Raw genomic sequence first — 21,204 nt, 5'->3', positions numbered from 1 at the left:
GAGCCGCCGCAGGTGCCGCTGCAGGCGCTGCATGGACGCCGAACATTGTGCGGTGATGCTTTGAAAGCAAATCGTGAACGTGCTGACCCACTTCTGCTTTGTGCCTGAAAGCAGACGTGAGGCCAGTTCGTCTCCATGTCCACTAAGTGCCAACAGCAGACATGAGCCCTTGATTTGAATCAAACCTTACAGAGAGGCCAGAAGCATAAGCTCTTAGGACAGAGCGTTTCAATTTTTGCTTTGTTCGCTGCCTAGCTTCGCGAGTCTGAGATGAATGTTTCCATCCAGTCGTCGCCCCACCCGACCCGAGACCGATATGATGTAGTGGTCGTCGGAGGTGGCATGGCTGGCCTTACAGCAGGCGCGCTGCTGGCCTGCAACGGGTTGCAGGTGCTTGTCGTTGATGCAAACGACAAGCCTGGCGGTGTGTGTCGCACGTTAGAAGCAAGCGGTTATGCAATCGATCTCGGAGTGCATCTAGTATCTGGCTGCAACCGCGGCGGGCCGTTCGGACCGGGGACAGTCTTTTCGATTCTTGAGCGCCTCGGCGTATCCGACCAGTGTGAGTTGATACAGGTTGACCCTTTCTACACAGCCCGCCTGCCGGGCCAATCACTAGTGGTGCCGGCTGGGCTTGAGCCGTACGTCGATGCATACAGTGCGGCATTTCCCGCAGAGCGTAAGGGGTTCAAAAGCCTTGTCGATCTGCAAGCCGATATACTGCGCGAGTGGCTTACTTTTCCGATCACGCCGAGCCTCACCGATTGGCTATCGATGCCGTTTACATACCCGAAGCTGTTCCGCCACAGGCGCACGACAATGGCGGAGACCATCTCAAGATATATCAGGGACCCCAAAGCGCGTGCCCTTTACGCAGCAATATGGCCCTATCCCGGCCTACCACCCGCACAGGCATCCTTCCTTGTCTGGGCGATCGGAATGGCAAGTTACGTGGAAGAAGGCGCCTACTACTGCCGCGGTGGGTTTCAGCGACTTGCCAATGCCGTGGCGATGGGGCTTGTCAGCCATGGTGGCGATATTGTGCTCGAACGCCGCGTTGAACGCATACTAGTCCGCAACAACATGGTGGAAGGCGTCATCCTCGACGGTGCGGAACAGGTTCGCGCCGATACGGTCGTAGCTGCTGGCGATGCGCGTGAGACCTTTGGCAAACTTATTCCGTCGGACGATCTACCCCGAAGCTGGAGTCAACGCACACGCGACGGCAAAGCGTCCTTGTCGATTCTCTCTCTTTACCTCGGAACGGACCTCGACATCGAGTCGCTCGGGATAAGTAAGGAAAACATCGTACAACAATCCTGGGATCTCGATGCCAACTGGGATGAGGCACTTTCGGGCGGCGTCACCGGCATGTCGGTGTGGGTGCCCACGCTCGGCGATCCGAGCATCGCACCTGCCGATCGGCATCAAGTGGCGATCCTGATCGCCGTTCCGCCCGAGTTTCCGGATGTTGACCGCAGCCAAATCACAGAACAAATGGTTTACGGCGCCGAACAGGTCATCCCCAACCTGGGAAGACATATAACCTTCGCGTATGGCGCGGATAAATCATCGCTGAAACCGAGTGAAGTTCCTTTAAATAAGATAGATGCAGCATACGGATGGGCCGCATCGCCTCAGCAGAGCGGGCCCCTGCGCCTGCCAGCCACAACCCCGATCCGCGGTCTCTATCTCGCTGGCCACTGGACCCAACCAGGCCATGGAATCCGGGGCGTCATGGTCTCCGGCCTCCGTGCAGCTAGATTGATACTAGGCCGGGATACGAACTTAGGAATTCAGCCGCTCGGACTCTAAGGCGATCATCGATCCCCTCCACGGCAGCTCTTAAATTCCAGAGATACCGGCCCATGCTTGTAAGAAGAGAGAGCCTGCTAAGGGTGAAAAGCGTACTTCAGGCTGGGCCCTTGGGATGTCAGCTAACTGTTCTAACCAGAGAGCAGGCGACGGATGCAATCTGCTTATTTCATCGTGATTGCGAGACCGCTGAGATCTGCATTCGCCATCAGCCCGACCTGGCGTCCCGTTAGTTCAAGAACGGCACCGTTCTGGTTTGTGAGAACGATAGCTCGGACGCCACGGCCTACCGCAAGACCTGCGCCAGCCGCCGCGTAGACGCCCGCAACATCGGAAGCGCGTTGGATGTTGCTCACGCGCCCATGTAGCTCGGTCTTTGATCCACCAAACAGCAAACCGTAGTTGATGCCGCCGACACCGAGTCTATAGGCCCGCCCACGGAAGACTAGCCTGCCGCTGCCGCCTGACGCCCCGATGAACCAACCGCCCTTATAAACCGTGAGAGAAATGCTGCCGCTGCCGGCATAGGCGCTCGGACCTAAAGCCAATGGGAGGGCAATCAAAACGACAATGGTAACACCGCGCAATAGGTTCAGGACTCGCATCTATCGGCATTTCCTCTGTCTGATTGGCCTCGGCGGTATTATAGCGCCATAGGTACGAGAATTGTTCCCTGCGCCCTAAGCGACGCCCAAGCCGCCAAGCCAATGTCCGCTTTGGGTCATTAACGGACATTGGGCCGCTGACATGGAACGTCCGCTTTACGCCCGAAAGCAGACATCGTCGGCCTGAGCCTTGAGGTCCGCTATGTGCTATAAGCGGACTTAAAGATCTCACCCACTAGATACCAACAAGCCGCCCCCCAAGGGGGCGGCTCTCATTATCAAAGCTCGTGCCGTCCGTTAGAACTAGGCGAGCTCGAGTTTTGCCACTGCGGTCTTGCCGCTGCGGCTGTCTACCTCGGTGTCAAAAGAGACCTTCTGGCCTTCCGTTAGAGGGCCCATGCCGGCGCGCTCAAGCGCGGTGGCATGAACAAACACGTCTTTGCTGCCGTCTTCCGGCTCGATGAAGCCGAAGCCCCTTTGCTCATTGTAGAATTTCACAGTGCCCTTAGTCATAAGGGGTCGTCCTTTCGCTGTAGTCAGTTGTACTTGAGCCTCAGGTCGCACGAAAAGCGCGGCCCGAAGCTATTCGTCGATGTTTGGGAGGGTCTGAACGTGCGCCTAGCAATCAGCGAGGGCGAAACGGCCATATTGTCCGGCCAAATGTCTAAGCCTCTATATGGGCTCACTTAGTGCCAAGCACAAGGACTCAATCATCCTGCTTCTATTTGGTCTGCTGGATCAGGGTGCGCGGGCTCCGCATCACGAGGAGCGCCGTTAGAGAACGGTCAGCTCACCCGGAGGGTCACCCGCGCACCAGCGCCGTGCGCCTTTGATTGCCCAATGTCGAGCTTTTACTAGCCGCCCGCTACCGGAAGAACCTGGTGGGGTCATTTCCTTGGTGGGTGTGATTCAGAGAATACCGCTGGGGGACTTCATGGTCCTGATCTATGATGTTTATCGCGCCGCGCCAATGCGCGTGCCTTCGCGGGTCTGGCGACCTTGTTCCCACAATGGAGAAGAAATGCACCATCCCGGTTTTTTCAAGCGGGCGGGACGTGGGCCAGAGAGGTTGCTGCTATTCGCCGGCTGTCGAACCGCCAGCAGGTGCGGGGCACGAGCCAAATGCGGAACTCCTAGAAGGATGGTTGTCATGACCCGATTGAACTACGGGGCTCCGGCAGAGCTGTTTCCATCAAGGCGACGCAACTTCGTGCGCTCGCCCGTGGGCTACAAGAGATTTGGCTCCGCTGCCCAGGCTATCAGATTTGCGATAGAGGTTCTCCCATCCGAGCTACTACTCGGCACATACCTTGAGGTCGAGGAAGAGAGGTTTGATGGACAGGCCATCCGCCAGCTTTACGATAGCGAAAGCTATCCATTAAAGCGCCAGATGTGACCGTGTTGTCCGCTCTGAGTCAAAAGCAGACCTTGGGACGCTCCATCAGCATGTCCGCTCCGTGCCAAAAGCGGACGTCAGCCTCGCCTTTCGGCCTGTCCGACTTGAGAATTTCGGTACTGGGGCCGCAAGGCCGTTAGCCGCAATAATGCGTATCATCTCTTCATAGGTCATACCGAGATTGAGCACGCAGCTCCGATAGAAATACCCTTTGCGCAGGCCGGGCATCAGGTTCGCTTCAATGAAGTGCGGCACGTCCTCGTGGTTCATCATAATGTCGATGCGCCCCAAAGACTTGCCACCCAGGGCTCGGAATGCCGCCTTCGCCAAATCGCAGAGCTGAGCACGAACCGTCGGGTCCGTTACCGGCTCGACCGCTTCTGCATCCTGTTTCTTGATATCGAAGTCGAGAATGCGGTCCCCGTTCCGATTTGGGGCCGCGACAATCTCGATAGGCATGGCGCGGAGCGTTCCGCTGGATGCGTCCTCCAATACGCCAACGCTATACTCCCGGCCCGAGAGATGCGTCTCCACCAATGCGCGGGACAAATGGGTTTTACGAATATCATGCACCTTGCGCCGGAAACCCTCAATATCATGCACGACGGAGTCGGCGTCTACGCCCCGGCTATCGCCGCCGTCGACGGGTTTGACGAAGAGCGGAAAGGCAAGAGGAATGCTTTCCGCGGTCGGATGCTCTTCGGGTGCGGTCGAGAAAAAGTTCGCGGTCGCGACATTGGCCGCTTGCATGATCCGCTTGGCGCGAACCTTGTCGTGCTCTTTGTCGAGGGCAGCCTTCCCAGACGCCAAATAGGCGATGCCATGCAGGTCCAGGAAATCGTTCAGCCACACATCGTGGCCATCGAAAGAGAAATATTTGACCCCCGAGAACACTAAGTCCGGCTGCCGAGCCGCCAATTGCTCCAGGTCGCTTCGGGTGCTGATCTGGGTGATAGAGACATGGCGGTAGCTGGCCGATAGGATCTTGAGAACGAGGCGTTCATCCAACTCGATCCCGACATTATCCCGGTGTGCCGCAATGTCGGCGAGGTATGGCGCAATGACGATTTCAATTGTCTCAGTGCGTTTTCTTTCGACAGGCCATGCGGCGTCGAGCGCGGAGAAAATGCCTTCGAGGCTCCCCTGGTCATGCTCGACCTGCTGCCCGCTAGCGCTGGAAAATGCGGCGATGTCTGCACCTAACACGTCTACATCTGAATTTTTCAATTTCAGTCTCCCAAGCGCGCACGCGCAGCAGTTCGGGGGACGCGGGAGCGTTCCGAGGCCCGGTTTACGTTGTTTGAATTATTCCGCGAAAAGGCTTGGTGACGCCGAAATGCATTTCAGCCGCGACCAGTTGCTCCTGGTAACAGGAACGACGGGCAATAGATACGGCTATCTTCACCGACTTGAATCGGGCTGGGGTTCTCCTGGGGCGAGCCCACCGAGCCAACTCTGAACGCCCAGTATGCCTTGGAAGCGTCTTACCGCTTCTACGTTACGCCACTCACCCACATTACACCGGACATTTAGGTGATCTTCGACGCAGCCGAAAACCAAACCGAAGATGTGCTGACGGTTCAGCACGCTGTTTTGATGTCCGCTTTGGGTCATTAGCTGACATCGGCGAGCCAATCAGGAATGTCTGCTTTGGAGCAGTAAGCAGACATCGGGCGTATTGGTGCGCAAAAGGTGCCAAGGCAGCAACAAGCCCTCAGTTCAGCGGGATGTTCAGCCAGACCTTGCCGCTCACGGCTTCGTAGTCGCCGCCGATGCCGTCATAGGCAGCGGTGCCGCGCATGGACCATCCTTTGGGGAGATACATCAAGGCGCCGCCCTCAAGGCGCCCAGCAAAATCGTCCGGCGTGGCGAAGGTGTCCGCAACGAAGAAACCACCGCTATCCTCGAAGTTCCACACACCGACGAGCGACATGTGTGGCTCGACCACCTTGCGATAACCGATTGTGTGTGAACCCCCATCATCTGCAAACCGGAACGCACTGGGATAATGCGCAAGACAAGATAGAGCGCGGCCAGCAACCTCGTGGAGAGGGCATGCCACTGGCGAAGCTAACGGACGAAGCGGTTCGGTATATTCGTCAAAGCAGCGAAACGCAGGAAGCGCTCGCAGAGCGTTTTAGTGTCTCCGAGGCCACCATCAACAAAGCGCGGCGGCGAGAGACCTGGAAGCATGTACCCGCGATGCGCCGTGCCTCATCGAACGACCCCCCCAAACCGCAGTGCCCCTTCTGCAACACTGCACAGCCTATTTCCATCTTGGCGCGTGAGTGCCCGACAATTGCCATGCTTGCGAGTGTAACGTGTCCTCGAAGCGCGCAAAGCTTACGAGGGAAACTAGCTTTGCTAGGGGGAAAAGCCGGGTCCGGGGGGACCGGGCTTTTTCTTTGGCTGGACAAGAAGAAGCCCCGGACACGGGGGGAGAGCCGGGGCTTCGGGTCCCTTATGGGGAACCTTAGTGATGGGAGGGAAACCATCACTTCTGGAATCAGATTAGCACCTCTGAAGCGTGGAATGCAGCCAAACGGCCTTCACGCTTAATCACGGATTGTTTCCCTTACGCCCGTCACGATGTGGTTTCCCAGCAGCCCCGGCGTCCCTAGCGTCGGGGTTTTTTCTATGTGCAGTGGCCACCTGTAGGGGCAGGGCCTATCCGTCACACTGTGCCCAGTGCTATCGCCTAGCCGTCGGCTACGGGTTGAGGGAGAAAAAAATGGCCCGGCCCCGAACGGGAAATCCTATCTGGCCGACTGCGCCTTCCGATGAGACACCGAGGGTGAATCCGTTACATTGAGGCTACTGTTAGTCCCTGCATTGGGGGCAGGGCCCGGCGGTAAGCGCCAGACGGCTGCTGTCGGGCCTTTCCCACTCTTAGACATCGCGTTGATTGAGCGCCCCGATCAGTCTTAACCTCCGCGATGTTCTAACTGGCCCCGGCGACCCCCGACGCCGGGGCCTTCTAACATGCGCAAGAAGCCCGGCCTGCAAGAGAGATGCACTGATCCAAGGGCAGGGGGCCTGCGTATATTAAGGTAAGCATCGCGGCCCTTAGATAGTGTTCCCCCGACACTTCCCCCGTCACGATGTGGTTTCCCAGCAGCCCCGGCGTCCCTAGCGTCGGGGCTTTCTTTATATGCAGCGGCAGCCTGTAGGGCTCGGCTTGTTGCCTACAGTGTTGCCTAAGAGGAGAATGGATTTGAGGGAGATGGTATAAGTCTTTGATTTTGTGGTGAGCCCGGCAGGTCTCGAACCTGCGACCCTCTGATTAAAAGTCAGATGCTCTACCAACTGAGCTACGGGCTCCCACCGAGGCGATCATATGGGCCGGGGACACCTGGAGGTCAACAAACAAGACCGGTTTGCGCCCTAGCTCTTTCGCCGCAGCCAAGCCGTAAAAGGCCGTCGCGATTTCCTGGCGCTTTCAGTATGGTCCGGCCCGGTCGGGCACGTTGGGGAACTGGAAAATGGGCAAAGAGGGGAGAAAGGGGTGGCTGTCGCGCCATTGGCCGCGATTCCTCCTGATCATTCCCTTCGCCCTGGTGGCATGGGTGCCCGCCTACAACCGCGTTGAGCCGACGCTCGCCGGCATTCCCTTCTTCTACTGGTACCAGCTCGCCGCGATCCTCATGGGGGCCGTGGTCGTCATGTCGGTCCATCTCCTGGAGAAGCGTATCCGGCGTAAGGGCAGCGGCGGGCCCGACGACGATCCTTCTGGGGTTGCAGGAGACATCCTGTGAGCCTGAACGTCGTCGCCGCATCCGTCTTCATTGGCCTGTTCCTGTTCGTCACCTGGGTCGGCTTCATGGCCGCGCGTTGGCGCAAGGCCGATCTCAACGTGCTGCACGAATGGGGCCTAGGCGGACGCCGCTTCGGCACGGTGGTGACCTGGTTCCTGCTCGGCGGGGATCTCTACACGGCTTACACCTTCATCGCCGTGCCCGCGCTGATCTATGGCGCCGGCGCCATGGGGTTCTTCGCCGTCCCCTATACGATCATGATCTATCCGATCCTGTTCCTGGTCTTCCCACGGCTGTGGATCGTTGCGCGCGAAAAAGGGCATGTCACGGCGGCCGACTATGTCCGCGACCGGTTCGGCTCGCGGCTGCTGGCGCTTGCCGTCGCCCTGACGGGGCTTGTGGCGACGATGCCCTATATCGCGTTGCAGCTCGTCGGCATGGAAGTGGTCATCGGCGCGCTCGGCTTCCCGACGGAAGGCTTCACCGGTCATCTTCCGCTGATCATCGCCTTCATCATCCTCGCCGCCTTCACCTATACGAGCGGCTTACGTGCGCCCGCCCTGATCGCGGTGGTGAAGGACATGCTGATCTTCATCACCATCTTCGCCGCGATCGTTATCATCCCGGCGAAGCTCGGCGGCTACGGCGCGATCTTCGATGCCGTTCCGAAGTCGAAGTATCTATTGGCGCCACCCTCCGGCAACAGCCTCGGCAGTTACAGCGCCTTTATCACCCTCGCGCTGGGCTCTGCGATGGCGCTGTTTCTGTATCCGCACTCCATGACGGGCATTCTCAGCGCCTCGAGCGACAATGTAATCCGCCGCAACGCCGCGGCCCTGTCCGCATATTCCTTCGTGCTCGGCTTGATAGCGCTTCTCGGCTACATGGCAATCGCCGCGGGCGTGGAGAACAATCCGTTCCATGTCGACGGGTTCGAGCGTTACGGGGCGAGCTATGCGGTGCCCGCGCTCTTTCTCGACATGTTTCCCGACTGGTTCACCGGCGTCGCATTCGCCGCCGTGGCCATCGGGGCGCTGGTTCCAGCGGCGATCATGTCGATCGCTTGCGCCAATCTCTTTACGCGCAATCTCTACAAGGAGTATTGGCGGCCGAACTGTAGTGACGCTGAAGAGGCGCAAGTTGCGAAGATCGTTTCGCTCGTGGTGAAGGTCGGCGCGGTGTTCTTTATCCTCGCCATCCCGCAGGCCTACGCCATCCAGCTTCAGTTGCTGGGCGGCATCTGGATCATCCAGCTTTTGCCGCCCATTCTGCTCGGGCTCTTCACTAAACGCTTCAACGCGCAGGCTCTACTGCTGGGGTGGGCTGTGGGAACCGCGCTCGGCACCTATATGGCGGCCACGCGGGGGTTTGTGTCGTCGATCTATCCGCTTGAGATCTTCGGCGTCACCGTGCCCGGCTATGCCGCGTTATATTCGGTTCTGGTGAACTTTCTCGTAGCCGCTGCGTTGTCACCTGTGTTCGATCGCTTGGCAGGGCGTGCCAAGTCTCAAGAGCGCTAGGCTCTGACATGCGATCGACACGGCATAATGCTCACGCTTGCACTCTCGACCGCGCCGCGATTCGCCGATAGCCTAATGCGTTCGCGTTGACCGTCGTCTCGAAAGGGGAGGACTGTACATGGCACAGCACAACCCGGGCGCCCTGCCATATCTGTTGATCGTCTTGGGCGGCATCGTGATCGGCTTTGTGCTCGCGGGCTATATCGTTGGCGGTCACCAAAGCGAGACCAATGCCAAGACGCACGCGACTCAGCCCGAAAAGACAGCGCCCGATGCGGGGAAGCACTAAGTCCCAGCCGTAGGGAAGGATCGAGCGCGAAACGTGTTTGTGGGATGCCGGTGGACGCCCCGCCATTTGCACAAAAGAAGAGCCCCGGCGCGGGGAGTGCCGAGGCTCGTACGCATTTACACAGAACGCACTACCTGCTCAGACCGAACACAACTGAGCACGTGGAGGATGCCCATTCCGCATGGCAGTTCTGTGACGTTTCCTTGTCATTATATCTTTAATAGCCACAGGGATTTGCGGGCTTGTCCTCAACTGACTTGATGAAATTCTAGAGCCACCGGAGAACGCCCCGGACGCCACGCCCTGTCATACTGGGTTGTGCAATAAACCTCCACATGTGCAAAATGCGCCCAACAATTTGGGAATTGTGGCGAGGGATTTTGCAATGCGTTGGCGTGGACAAAGAAAGAGCCAGAATGTCGAGGATCGGCGCGGGCAACGGCGCGGCTTCGGCTTTCCATTTCCTGGCGGTGGCGGGCGCTTCCCATCCAGTGGGGGCGGCCGGCGCGGCGGCGGGATCGGCCTCATCGGACTCCTCATCGTTCTCGGTATCATGCTGCTCCTGGGCATCAATCCCCTGAAGCTTCTGACAGGTTCGAATCCTGATGCAGGCGGGGGCGGCGCCGGCATTCCGGATATGCGGCTGCCGCAGCAGAGGCCCGACACCGCGAATGTTCCCGCTGGTGGCCAGGCCCAGCGGCGCGGCGGGGGTCTCCAGGCTCCACAAACGTCCAACGAAGACGATCTGAAGAGTTTCGTCGCCGTCGTGCTCGGTACCACGGAGGACACCTGGCGACAGACCTTCCGCGAGATCGGCGCCGAATATCGGGAGCCCAAGCTCGTGTTGTTCGACGACTATGTGCGCTCCGCATGCGGGACGGGCATGTCGGCCATGGGGCCGTTCTACTGCCCCGCCGACGAAAAGGTCTATATCGACCTCGCTTTCTACCGTGAGCTGAAGAACCGCTTTCGGGCGCCGGGCGATTTCGCCCAGGCTTATGTGATCTCCCATGAGGTTGGTCACCACGTTCAAAAGCTGCTCGGAATTGCCGACAAGGTCGAGGGCGCCAAGCGCCGGATGAGCCGGCGGTCGGCCAACGCCTTGCAGGTCCGCATGGAGCTTCAAGCGGATTGCTTCGCCGGGGTCTGGGCCCATCAGATGCAGGCCGACAAGGGCCTCATCGAGCCGGGCGATATCGATGAGGCGCTGCGTGCGGCGAGCGCCATTGGCGACGATCGTATTCAGCGGCGGACGCAAGGCTATGTCGTGCCAGATTCCTTCACCCACGGTTCGTCGGAGCAGCGCGCCCGCTGGTTCCGCCGTGGCTACGCGGATGGCCGTCTGCAAACTTGTGATACCTTCAATACCAAGCAGCTCTAGTCTGGCCTCGGCGATCTCGGCGAGAAACGCCGTCGCAAAATGCCCATAAAAGATGCGCGCGGGCCGATTAGCGCGTAATCTCCCGGCTCCAGGAGATTCGGGCAAGACGGGGCGGTTTCATCACATGGCGTTCGCGCGTCGATTCTGCGCAAGCATCGCGTTTGCGTCGCTCGCATTCAGTGCTGGTTGGGCCGTAAGCGCCGACCAGACCATTCGGCTTGGCACGGCGCTTTCTCTCTCAGGCAAGTTCGCCGTCAGCGGCACGCACACCAAGAACGGCTACGACCTCGCGGTCCGAAAAATCAACGACAAGGGCGGGGGTGGAGATTGGTGGCAGCGCCTACGCGCTCGACGTTCTGTATTACGACGACGAGTCCACGCCCCAACGTGGCACGGTGCTCGTCGAGCGTTTGATCCGTGAGGATGGCGTTCGCTTCATTCTAGGCCCTTACAGCGCTTTGCTAACGAAGGCTGCAGTGCCGGTCGTCGAGAAGCATCGTATTCCGATGGTGGAGGCAAACGGCGCATCGCGCGATGTCTTCTCCAGGGGCTACGAATATCTCTTTGCCGTGTTGTCGACGTCTGACAACTATCTGACTCAGGCGATCGATCTCGCCGTGGCATATGCGGCAAAGTTCGGCAAGGCCCCGAACGAACTGACCCTTGCCATGGCCACCGACGACGGCCCGCTCGCGCAGGACGCGCGCGCTGGCGTGCTTGCCAGCGTAAAAGAGCACGGCGTTAACTTGGTGGTCGACGATCGGCTTCCGCCGGAACTCGACGACATGTCGATGACCTTGAGCAAGGTCGAAGAACTCAAGCCGGACATGCTTGTGGTGTCGGGCCACGACAAGGGCGCGCTCACGGCCGTGGAGCAGCTCGGTGCATTACAGGTGAGTGTGCCGATGATCGCGATGACCCATTGCGATTCCGCGCAAGTGGAGAGGAAGTTCCTAAAGGCGTCGTCGTACATCTTCTGCGCGCAGCAATGGCATCGCTCCCTCAACTACAAGGGGGCATTGTTCGGCTCGGCGGAAGACTTCGCGCGCGCCTTCGAAATGGTCTACGGCTATGCACCGCCATACCAGGCGGCCCAGTCCGCCGCCGCGGTCTATGTGTTGGCCGACGCGTTAGAGCGCGCACAAAGCTTGGATACGGACAAAGTGCGCGACGCCATCGCCGCCACGGACCTGCTGACGTTCTACGGGCCCATCAAGTTCGACGAGACCGGCAAGAATATCGCCAAGCGCAAAATCCTGACCCAGATCATCGATGGTGGTTATGTCGTGGTCGCGCCGGAAGAGCTCGCCGAGCAAGAGCCGGTGATCCCGCGTCCAGCCCAATAGCAGGTAGCGGCCGGTCGAATTAGAGCGCGTCGCCGGCGTAGACGGTCGCCGCGCACGGACGGTCCGCCTTCTTGAACAGTGAGCACGCGCCTTCAGCGTCTTGAGCGTTGGCGAACGGCCCGGCGATCAAGCGCCACTGTTTGTCGGGTGCGAGCACCCGGCGCGGCTGCAGACCCGCCACCAGAGCGGCATGCTTGGTCAGGTATTCGCGCCAGAGCGGGCGAAGGTCGTCGCGCTTGGCCACGGCACCGATCTCGATACCGTATCGCGTCGAGCCGTCATTGGCGGCCGGAGGCAGGGTCACCGGATCGAAGGCCGCGACGTCCGTTTCAACCACGGCTGCGGGCGGCACTGCTGGCGGTGCAGGGGGCGTTGCGGCGGCCGTTTCCGCCGGCGCAGGCTCAGGGGCCGGTTCCGGCGCGGCGGCCACGGGCGGCGGGGCAGGTTCCGGTTCGGGCGCAGGGGCGGCGGCGGGCGCAGGCTCGGGCGCCGGTTCCGGTTCGGGCGCAGGGGCGGCGGCGGGCCCAGGCTCGGGCGCCGGTTCCGGGGCAGCCGCTAAGGGTGCCGGGGCGGGTGTCGGCGGTGGTGGCGGCGGCGTCTCTTCGACGACTTCCTCGACCACCTCTTCGACCACGGCGGCGGCCGGCGCGGGCTCTGGGCTGGGGGTTTGCGGCTTGGGCGGCGAGGTTGAAACCGAGGCGGACGGCGGCAGGGCCGCCACCGGACCGACGAAACGCTCGATCGGCTTCAGGCGCTCATCAAGCTGCCCGACCTGTCGGGAGAGACCTTGCAATGTATTCTTGAGCGCGGCGACGTCCGCCTTGCTGAGGGCGTCCGCCGGCGGGGGCGCGGCCACGGCTTGTTGCGGGGGCCTTTGTGGCGGCGGCGCGGCGGCGGTGTCGCCGTCTGAGGGCGCGCGGCGCTCAGCCTGGCCGCCAAGGGCCGTCGGATCGGTCAACAGTGTGTAGAGATAAAGGCCCGAAATACCGGCCAGCACGATCCATAAGAAGGCGAACGTATTCCGCCCTAGGCTCCGCTTCATCGCACGCTGCCGCTTGACCATGAGGAATCCAGCCTCCAAATGCGAGGTTTCGGCGCGATAACCACCTGAACGAAGTCCCCAATCGGGTGTGCCGTGCCGCTCCTTGCGAGATTACTCAGTTCATCTGGCTGGTCAAATTCCCTGTAGCGATTTTGCGCGAGGTCGCATAGATGCTGGGGCTGTGGCCCTGAGGCGCGCTTTGGATTAGACAGACGGCGGTCAGGAATAACGTTGGGCGGCGGCCAGTTTTCCCCAAGACAAGCCCGCCCCAGGAAGAGGGACTTCTAAAGACGGCATGACCCAATCATCGGCTCTCGCCATCGTCCTTGCCGCAGGCAAGGGCACCCGCATGAAATCCGACCTGCCGAAGGTGCTCCACCGCATCGCCGGGGCCCCCATGCTCGCCCACGTGCTGCAGGCGGGCAGCGCCGCAGGGATTGCGCGGGGCTGCCTGGTCGTCGGTCCGAATATGGAGGCTGTCGGCGAGGCCGGGCAGGCCGTGGACGCCGGCCTCGATGTATTTGTCCAGCCCGAGCAGCTCGGCACCGCCGATGCGGTGAAGGCGGCATTGCCGGCCCTCGAGGCCGGGCAGGGGCCCATTCTCGTGCTGTACGGCGATACGCCGCTCCTGCGCGCCGAGACGCTCAAAGCGGTCGTGGGCGAGCTCGACGCAGGCGCCGATCTTGTCGTGGTCGGCTTCGAGGCGGACGATCCCACCGGTTATGGCCGTCTGCTGTTCGACGAGGAGGGGCGCCTGGCAGGCATTCGCGAGGAGAAGGACGCGAGCACCGCAGAGCGCGCACTCACTCTGTGCAACTCCGGCATCGTGGCGTTCCGGTCAGGCGAGACATTGAAGACGCTGCTGGCGCGCATCGGCAACGACAACGCCAAGGGCGAATACTACCTCACCGACGCAGTGTCGCTGGCGCGCGCAGACGGCTTGCATGCACGCGTCGTGTTGTCTAACGCCGAAGAGGTCCTTGGCGTGAACTCACGCGCCGAGCTCGCGGTTGCCGAGGCCGCGATGCAGATGCGACTGCGCAACGTCGCCATGGCGCATGGCGTTACGCTCATCGCGCCCGAGACCGTGTTCTTCAGTTACGACACCGCCATTGGCCGTGACGTGGTGATCCAGCCCAACGTGATCATCGGCCCCGGTGTTACCATCGACGACGGCGCGACCATCATGGGATTTTGTCATTTCGAGAACGCGCGCATCGGACCTGGTGCGACGGTCGGCCCGTTCGCGCGGCTGCGGCCGGGCGCGGAGCTCGCCAAGAATGCCCATGTCGGCAACTTCGTCGAGATCAAGAACGCGCACGTGCACGAGGGCGCCAAAGTTAACCACCTCACCTACATCGGTGACGCAAGCGTGGGCGCGAAGGCTAATATCGGTGCTGGAACGATCACGTGTAACTATGACGGATTCGCCAAACATCGTACCGAGATCGGCGAGGGCGCCTTCATCGGCTCGAACAGTTCGCTGGTCGCGCCAGTCAAGGTCGGAGACGGCGCCTTTGTCGGTTCGGGAAGCGTCGTTACGAAAGACGTGCCCGAGGACGCGCTCGCCGTTTCCCGCGTGCCGCAACAGAACCACGAGGGTTGGGCGGGCAAGGTGCGGGCGCGGCGCACGCGCGACAAGTCCAAATAGGCCGCTTGGGTTTCAGAATTTCAATCGCAATAAAGGGACACAGCTCGTGAGTTGCGACATGCCGTCAGCCCGTTTAGGCAAGAGTTTGGGATCGAGGGAGTAGGGGTCGATGTGCGGCATTGTTGGTGTCCTCGGTAAGGGGCCCGTTGCAGAACTCCTCGTGGACGCGCTGAAGCGTCTCGAATATCGCGGCTACGACTCCGCCGGTGTGGCGACGCTCGAAAACGGGCAGATCGGCCGGCGGCGTGCCGAAGGCAAGCTACGCAATCTCGAAGAACTGCTCAAGGTCGAGCCGCTGCACGGCACCAGCGGTATCGGTCACACGCGCTGGGCCACGCATGGCAAGCCGGTCGAAGCCAACGCCCATCCGCACATGACCGACGACGTCGCGGTCGTGCATAACGGCATCATCGAGAATTTTCGCGAGTTGAAAGCACAGCTCGTGGCGGAGGGGGCGCCGTTCTCAAGCGACACCGACACCGAGGTGATCGCGCATCTCATCACCCGTGAACTGCGCGCGGGTAAAGACCCGGTGGCCGCGGTCTACCAAACGCTCGCGCATCTCCAGGGCGCGTTCGCGCTGGCCATGATCTTCCGCGGTTACGACGACTTGATGATCGTGGCCCGTCAGGGAAGCCCGCTCGCCATCGGCTATGGCGACGGCGAGATGTTCGTGGGCTCCGACGCCATCGCGCTCGCGCCGTTCACCGACCAGGTTGCCTATCTGGAGGACGGCGACTGGGCGGTCATCACCCGCGAAGGCGTCGCCATACACGACCGGCAAGGCCAGTCGGTCGAGCGTCCGGTCGCGAAATCGTTGGCCGCGGGGCTAGTCGTCGACAAGGGCAACTACCGCCACTTCATGGCCAAGGAAATTCACGAGCAGCCCGAGGTCGTCGGCCATACGCTCGCGCATTATCTCGATCTGGCCAACTATCAGGTCTCGCTGCCGGACCTGCCGCTTGACTTCTCGCAAGTGACGCGTCTGTCGCTCTCAGCCTGCGGCACGGCGTTCTATTCCTGCTTTGTCGCCAAGTACTGGTTCGAGCGCTGGGCCAAGCTGCCCGTCGATGTCGATATCGCATCGGAGTTCCGTTATCGCGAGATCGCCATGGACCAAGGCGGTGCGGCGCTGTTCGTTTCGCAGAGCGGCGAGACCGCCGACACGCTTGCTTCGCTGCGCTATTGCCGCGACCAGCGCCAGCACGTGCTCTCGGTCGTGAATGTGCAAGAATCGTCTATCGCCCGGGAGTCCGACGTGGTGCTGCCGACACTGGGCGGACCGGAGATTGGCGTGGCCTCCACCAAGGCGTTCACCTGCCAACTTACGGTGCTTGCCTGTCTTGCCATCGCCGCCGGAAAGGCGCGTGGCGTGATCGGGCCGGAGCTTGAAGCGGAGCTGGTCAAGGCTCTGGTCGAGGTGCCGCGTCACATGGCAACCATCCTGCGCGATGAGACGCCGTATGAGACCTTGGCGCACTCGCTCTCCAAGGCACGCGACGTTCTGTATCTCGGGCGTGGCACGAGCTACCCCATCGCGCTCGAAGGCGCGTTGAAGCTGAAGGAAATCTCCTACCTTCACGCCGAAGGCTACGCGGCCGGCGAGTTGAAGCACGGTCCGATCGCGCTCATCGATGAAGGCGTGCCGGTCATCGTCATCGCGCCGCGCGATAACCTGTTCGATAAGACAGTCTCCAACATGCAGGAGGTTGCGGCGCGCGAAGGTAAGATCATCCTGGTCAGCGATGCGGATCCCACCAGCACCGGCTGCGCCGTTCAGACCATGCTGCGCGTTCCGACGGTGCATCCCTTCGTGACGCCGCTGGTCTACGCGTTGCCAGTGCAGATGATCGCCTACCACACGGCCGTCTTCATGGGGACGGATGTAGATCAGCCCCGGAATCTCGCGAAATCTGTTACTGTGGAATAGTCTACAGCCTCGGATTTGCCCGATTTATTTGCTTGAGCAAGGACATGGCGGATCATCGGAAGTCTTTCCGGCCGCGCGGTCCTGAACATGACCGGCGCTTTTTCCGGCGTGGTCGCATGGGCGCCGCGCTGCTGATCCTTGGTGTGCTGGCCGCCGCGACGCCGGGCGCCGCTCAAGAGCTGGGCCTCAAGCACGGGCAGAAATCGCTCGACTCCGGCAATTACGAGATGGCCGTTCGCCAGTTCTCCGCCACCGTGAATGACAAGGATTCGACGGCGGAACAGGCGGCCAAGGCGCTCTATCTGAGAGGCGTTGCCCTTCGCCGGGGCGGCAACCCTGCACGGGCCATTGCCGATCTCGGCGCCGCCGTATGGCTCGGATTGTCGGGCTCCGACAAAGCCCGCGCCCTCGTGAATAAAGGGCTGGCCTATCGGGCGGTCGGCCTGTCGAGCCAGGCGGAAAATGCGATCGCTCAGGCGCGCCGGGCGTCGGGGCAGGCCAATGAAATATTGGCTCAGGAAAGCCGCATGACCGTCGCCAGCACGAGTTCCTCGCCCATACCCGATGTGGCCGTGGGCGGAAGCGTCTGGGACAGGATCGTGCCGAGTATGCCGAGTTTCGGCTCGTCGTCTTCGTCGAGCAGCCAAACCGCGTCGGCCCCTGCATCGACGCCCGCGCCGCAAGCGGCGGAAGCCGAGACCCGCACCGCCGAAGCGGCCCCGACCACAGGCTGGGGCGCGGAAGTTGCCGATGAATCGGCATCGCAAGGCAGTTCCGTAAGCCGCTGGTTCGGATCGCTCACCGGTGGCAACGCGCCCGCGCCATCCTCAGTGCCGGCGGCGCCAACGGCCTCGCGCACCACCACCGCGCCACCGACAACGACGGCCTCACGGACCACGGCGGCTCCGCCGACCGCCGAGAGCTGGGCGGCGAACACCTCCACGCAAAAAGAGGGTGAGGGCGGCACGGCCGTGGGCCGCTGGTTCTCCCGCCAGACAAGTTCGGCGCCTTCCGCGCCGGCACCGGCCCAGCCGGCGGCCGCGCCACGTGGCAGCGGCTATACGGTTCAACTCGCGAACAGCGGATCTCCGGCCGATGCGCAAGCGCTGTGGAAGAAGGCAAAGTCGTCCAACCCGCAGCTTACCGCCGCAAACCCGCGAATCGAGAGGGTGGAGATCGGAAGCTTAGGGACGTTCTACACCGTCAAGATCGGCCCATACGCGACCTCGTCCGAAGGCACCAAGGTTTGCAACGCCCTGAAACGGCGGGGAACTGACTGTTCGGTGATTTCGCCGGACGGGCCATAGGGCGGCGGAATGAGCGGCGGAAAGCGGACTTGCCAGCGCGCGTGCATTCGGCCATGCCTCATATCTGTAGATTTGCCGTGATAGGAACGGCCGCATAAGAGAACGGCCTTGCCGTCACATCTTTGTTTCCCTGAGACAGTTGAGAGCGAATGACGACCGAGAAAGATAATAACACGGACGAAACCCCCGAGACCGAGGAGCGTCCCGAGGACGACCTCAGCCAGTTTGGCGCGCTCGAGCCGACCTCGTCGCACTTCCTGGCGCGGCTGCGGGGTTACTTCCTCACGGGTCTCATCATCGTCGGCCCCGTGGCCATCACCATCTATGTGGTGTGGTGGTTCATCAACCTGGTCGACGGCTGGGTGAAGCCGCTTATTCCCGAGCAATACCTGCCGGACAATTTTCTGCCGTTCAACGTGCCGGGCGTCGGTCTGATCGTCGGCATCTTTGCGCTGATGTTTGTCGGCGCACTCGCCGCGAACCTGTTCGGGCGTACCATCGTGAGCTACGGCGAGATGATGCTCGATCGCATGCCGGTGGTGCGCGGCGTCTATCGGCTCTTGAAGCAGATCTTCACCACCGTGTTCTCCAAAGCGGGCACAGGGTTCAAGCGCGTGGGACTCATCGAGTTTCCCCGCCGCGGGCTGTACGCAATCGTCTTCGTCTCCGGCGATCCGCCGGCCGAGGTGAAAGGCAAGCTCGACAACGGCGAACTCATGACCGTGTTCATGCCGAACGCACCGAACCCGACCACGGGCTTTGTGCTGTTCATGCCGGCGAAGGACGTCATCCTCCTCGACATGGCCATTGACGACGCGGCCAAGCTGGTGATTTCGGCCGGCCTCGTGGCGCCGCCCCAAGCCAAGCTCAAAGAGCTCGCCGACGCGGCCAAGCACAAGAAGCCGGTCCCTGACGAAGAGCCCGTCGTTTAGACGCAAAGCGCCGCGACGCTAGCCTGCACGCATCAGCCTCACGGCGTCGTCTCGCTCGAACAGATAGAGCAGAAGCCTCAGCCGCGCGCCGTCTTCGCCTTCGAGAGACGGGTTGCGGGAGAGTGTCAGCCGCGCCGCATCCCGCGCGGCCGCCAACAATTCATGATGCTCGGGCAGGGTGGCGATGCGGAACGCGGGCAGGCCACTCTGCCGTGTGCCGAGAACCTCGCCGCCGCCACGTAGGCGCAAATCCTCCTCGGCGATGACGAACCCGTCTTCGGTGTCGCGCATCACGCCCAACCGCTCGCGCGCAACCTCGCCAAGGGGCTGCTTGTAGAGAAGCACACAAGAGGACTCCGCCGCCCCGCGCCCCACGCGCCCGCGCAATTGGTGAAGCTGCGCCAAGCCGAAGCGCTCGGCATGTTCGATGATCATGATCGTCGCGTTCGGCACATCCACGCCCACTTCGATGACAGTGGTCGACACGAGAATGGAAAGATCGCCGGAGGCAAATCGCGCCATCACCGCGTCTTTTTCTTTGCCGGTTAGTCTGCCGTGGACGAGCCCGACCGTGTCCCCGAAGCGGGCGCGCAAGCTTGCATAGCGCTCTTCCGCCGCGGCGACGTCGAGTACGTCGGATTCCTCGACCAGTGGACAGACCCAGTAGACTTGTGCGCCGTCCGAAATCGCGCGCTCGGCCCCATCGGTCACCTCATCGAGACGCTCCAGCGGCACGGTGCGTGTGGCGATGGGTTTGCGGCCCGGCGGCTTCTCGTTGAGCTGCGATACGTCCATGTCGCCATAGCTCGTCAGTAGCAGCGTGCGGGGGATGGGCGTTGCGGTCATCACCAGAAGCTCCGCGCCGGCGCCCGTACCCTTGCCTTGCAGCGCGAGCCGCTGATGCACGCCGAAGCGATGCTGTTCGTCGATGATAACAAGTCCGAGATCGCGAAACTGAATCGCTTCTTGGAACAGCGCATGGGTGCCGATGAGAATGTCGATCTCGCCGGACTGAAGCGCATCGAGGATCGCGGTGCGCGCCGCGCCGCGTTCGCGCCCCGTCAGAATCGCAACGCGCAAGCCCGCCGCCTCGGCCATGGCGGAGATGGTGGCGAGATGCTGGCGCGCCAGAAGCTCGGTCGGTGCCATCAACGCAGACTGTGTGCCGGCTTCCACAGCGTTGGCCATGGCGAGCAGCGCGACGATGGTCTTGCCGCTGCCCACATCGCCCTGCAGGAGACGCAGCATGCGGTTCCCGTCTTCCATATCGGCGTCGATGTCCGCGAGGGCCCGGGATTGCGCGCCCGTCAGCGTGTAGGGCAGTGCATCGACGATGGCCTGCCGCAAACGCCCTTTGGCTTGAAGGCTTCGCCCTGCGCGCTTCTTCAAACGTTGGCGGATGATGGCGAGGGCCAGCTGGTTGGCGAGAAGCTCGTCATAGGCGAGGCGCGCGCGAGCCGGCACGGACGGCGAAAAGTCCGCTTCGCTTTGCGGCGCATGGAGCGCGGCAATCGCATCAGCAAAATCCGGCCAGTCCTGCTTTGCCAGAACTTCGGCGTCGATCCATTCGGGGAGCTCGGGAAGTTGGGTCAGCGCGGCAGTGACGGCCTTGCGCATGGTCGTGTTGGAGATGCCTGCCGTCAGCGGATAGACCGGCTCGATGAGGGGCAGGGAGGCCGCGTTGTCCACGGCAGCCACATGATCCGGATGGCTCATCTGCAGGAGGCCGTCATAAGACTCGAGCTTGCCGGAGATGATCCGGGTCTCGCCGATCGGCAGGAGGCGCTCCAAATATTTGGCATCGGCCCTGAAATAGACGAGCTCGAGCGCGCTCGTGTCGTCCTCGACTAAGATCCGGTAGGGCGCGCGCCGCCCCCGCCGTCCGCCCCCTGGCCGGTGCTCGACAACCTTGACCTCGAGCGTGGCCAACTCCCCGACCCGGGCCTCGGCGATGGACGGCGTCCGGGCGCGGTCGATCAGGCCGACCGGCAAATGCCAAATCAGATCGATGACGTGGGCGTGCGAAGTCTCGGCTCGGGACCCCACGAGCTTGTTGAGCAGGCCCTCGATTCGGGGGCCGACGCCCTTCAGGGCGCGTACGGTGGCGAAGAGAGGAGCGAGCCGGGCGGGGCGCATGATCGCAGTCTAACCCAGCAAAAGGGCCGCACCCTTGACATCGCAAGGGCCGCTCGCTCTAACCCACGACTTAAGATTGGAAGCTTGGATCATGTCGAG

The 21,204-nt window shown here is 61.7% G+C and carries 17 protein-coding genes and 1 tRNA gene; 11 read left to right on the top strand and 7 right to left on the bottom strand.

The annotated features are described in order from the left end of the window. The first annotated feature begins 270 nt into the window (after positions 1-270). Positions 271-1,815 (top strand): phytoene desaturase family protein, encoded by a 1,545-nt coding sequence (locus tag ABY454_RS06835; RefSeq protein ID WP_372929432.1) that lies wholly within the window; start codon positions 271-273, stop codon positions 1,813-1,815. Between the two features lie 164 nt (positions 1,816-1,979). Here ABY454_RS06835 and ABY454_RS06830 read toward each other — a convergent pair whose 3' ends face one another. Together ABY454_RS06830 and ABY454_RS06825 are read right to left on the bottom strand one after the other, a co-directional pair. Next, positions 1,980-2,420, bottom strand: coding sequence for a hypothetical protein (locus ABY454_RS06830; RefSeq protein ID WP_372929431.1), 441 nt, complete (start codon positions 2,418-2,420; stop codon positions 1,980-1,982). Between the two features lie 303 nt (positions 2,421-2,723). Then, positions 2,724-2,933: a cold-shock protein gene (locus tag ABY454_RS06825; protein WP_372929430.1), complete on the bottom strand. Its 210-nt coding sequence runs from the start codon at positions 2,931-2,933 to the stop codon at positions 2,724-2,726. Between the two features lie 637 nt (positions 2,934-3,570). On the opposite strand from ABY454_RS06825, the gene ABY454_RS06820 reads away from it, so the two are divergent. Further along, positions 3,571-3,816, top strand: a complete 246-nt coding sequence (locus ABY454_RS06820; protein ID WP_372929429.1) for a hypothetical protein — start codon at positions 3,571-3,573, stop codon at positions 3,814-3,816. 45 nt (positions 3,817-3,861) lie between these two features. Here the strand turns inward: ABY454_RS06820 and ABY454_RS06815 are convergent, their stop codons facing one another. The 3 genes from ABY454_RS06815 to ABY454_RS06805 form a co-directional block, all read right to left on the bottom strand. Beyond that, positions 3,862-5,022 carry a hypothetical protein gene (locus ABY454_RS06815; protein WP_372929428.1) on the bottom strand — a complete coding sequence of 387 codons (1,161 nt, stop codon included), beginning with the start codon at positions 5,020-5,022 and terminating at the stop codon, positions 3,862-3,864. Positions 5,023-5,530: 508 nt separating this feature from the next. Continuing rightward, positions 5,531-5,749 (bottom strand): hypothetical protein, encoded by a 219-nt coding sequence (locus ABY454_RS06810; RefSeq protein ID WP_372929427.1) that lies wholly within the window; start codon positions 5,747-5,749, stop codon positions 5,531-5,533. Positions 5,750-7,061: 1,312 nt separating this feature from the next. Further along, positions 7,062-7,137 (bottom strand) — tRNA-Lys (locus tag ABY454_RS06805). Between the two features lie 161 nt (positions 7,138-7,298). Between ABY454_RS06805 and ABY454_RS06800 the strand changes: the two genes are divergently transcribed. The 5 genes from ABY454_RS06800 to ABY454_RS06780 all read left to right on the top strand — a co-directional run bounded on the left by ABY454_RS06800 (position 7,299) and on the right by ABY454_RS06780 (position 12,107). Beyond that, positions 7,299-7,571 (top strand): DUF3311 domain-containing protein, encoded by a 273-nt coding sequence (locus ABY454_RS06800; protein ID WP_372929426.1) that lies wholly within the window; start codon positions 7,299-7,301, stop codon positions 7,569-7,571. Further along, entirely contained in the window at positions 7,568-9,091 is a 1,524-nt protein-coding gene (mctP, locus tag ABY454_RS06795) for a monocarboxylate uptake permease MctP (protein ID WP_372929425.1), read from the top strand. Before ABY454_RS06800 ends, mctP begins: the two co-directional genes overlap by 4 nt. Before the next feature lie 118 nt (positions 9,092-9,209). Further along, positions 9,210-9,380: a hypothetical protein gene (locus ABY454_RS06790; RefSeq protein WP_372929424.1), complete on the top strand. Its 171-nt coding sequence runs from the start codon at positions 9,210-9,212 to the stop codon at positions 9,378-9,380. Between the two features lie 385 nt (positions 9,381-9,765). After that, positions 9,766-10,761 (top strand): neutral zinc metallopeptidase, encoded by a 996-nt coding sequence (locus tag ABY454_RS06785; RefSeq protein ID WP_372929423.1) that lies wholly within the window; start codon positions 9,766-9,768, stop codon positions 10,759-10,761. A gap of 320 nt (positions 10,762-11,081) precedes the next feature. Continuing rightward, entirely contained in the window at positions 11,082-12,107 is a 1,026-nt protein-coding gene (locus ABY454_RS06780) for an amino acid ABC transporter substrate-binding protein (RefSeq protein ID WP_372929422.1), read from the top strand. A gap of 19 nt (positions 12,108-12,126) precedes the next feature. Here the strand turns inward: ABY454_RS06780 and ABY454_RS06775 are convergent, their stop codons facing one another. Further along, positions 12,127-13,170, bottom strand: coding sequence for an SPOR domain-containing protein (locus tag ABY454_RS06775; protein WP_372929421.1), 1,044 nt, complete (start codon positions 13,168-13,170; stop codon positions 12,127-12,129). A gap of 274 nt (positions 13,171-13,444) precedes the next feature. On the opposite strand from ABY454_RS06775, the gene glmU reads away from it, so the two are divergent. The 4 genes from glmU (at position 13,445) to ABY454_RS06755 (ending at position 18,969) form a co-directional block, all read left to right on the top strand. Then, a complete protein-coding gene (gene glmU / locus ABY454_RS06770; RefSeq protein WP_372929420.1) occupies positions 13,445-14,800 on the top strand; it encodes a bifunctional UDP-N-acetylglucosamine diphosphorylase/glucosamine-1-phosphate N-acetyltransferase GlmU in 1,356 nt (451 codons plus the stop codon). Positions 14,801-14,909: 109 nt separating this feature from the next. Beyond that, on the top strand, positions 14,910-16,730 hold the full coding sequence (gene glmS / locus ABY454_RS06765) for a glutamine--fructose-6-phosphate transaminase (isomerizing) (protein ID WP_372929419.1): 1,821 nt from the start codon (positions 14,910-14,912) through the stop codon (positions 16,728-16,730). Between the two features lie 44 nt (positions 16,731-16,774). Continuing rightward, a complete protein-coding gene (locus ABY454_RS06760; RefSeq protein ID WP_372929418.1) occupies positions 16,775-18,037 on the top strand; it encodes an SPOR domain-containing protein in 1,263 nt (420 codons plus the stop codon). Between the two features lie 149 nt (positions 18,038-18,186). Continuing rightward, positions 18,187-18,969 (top strand): DUF502 domain-containing protein, encoded by a 783-nt coding sequence (locus ABY454_RS06755; protein ID WP_372929417.1) that lies wholly within the window; start codon positions 18,187-18,189, stop codon positions 18,967-18,969. Between the two features lie 18 nt (positions 18,970-18,987). Here ABY454_RS06755 and recG read toward each other — a convergent pair whose 3' ends face one another. After that, positions 18,988-21,105, bottom strand: coding sequence for an ATP-dependent DNA helicase RecG (recG, locus tag ABY454_RS06750; RefSeq protein WP_372929416.1), 2,118 nt, complete (start codon positions 21,103-21,105; stop codon positions 18,988-18,990). Positions 21,106-21,204 lie beyond the last annotated feature (99 nt).

The organism is Methyloceanibacter sp. (assembly GCF_041573655.1).
Classification (GTDB): domain Bacteria; phylum Pseudomonadota; class Alphaproteobacteria; order Rhizobiales; family Methyloligellaceae; genus Methyloceanibacter.
Note: the sequence above shows the minus strand (reverse complement) of the source record. Positions and strands in the feature narration are given on the sequence as shown.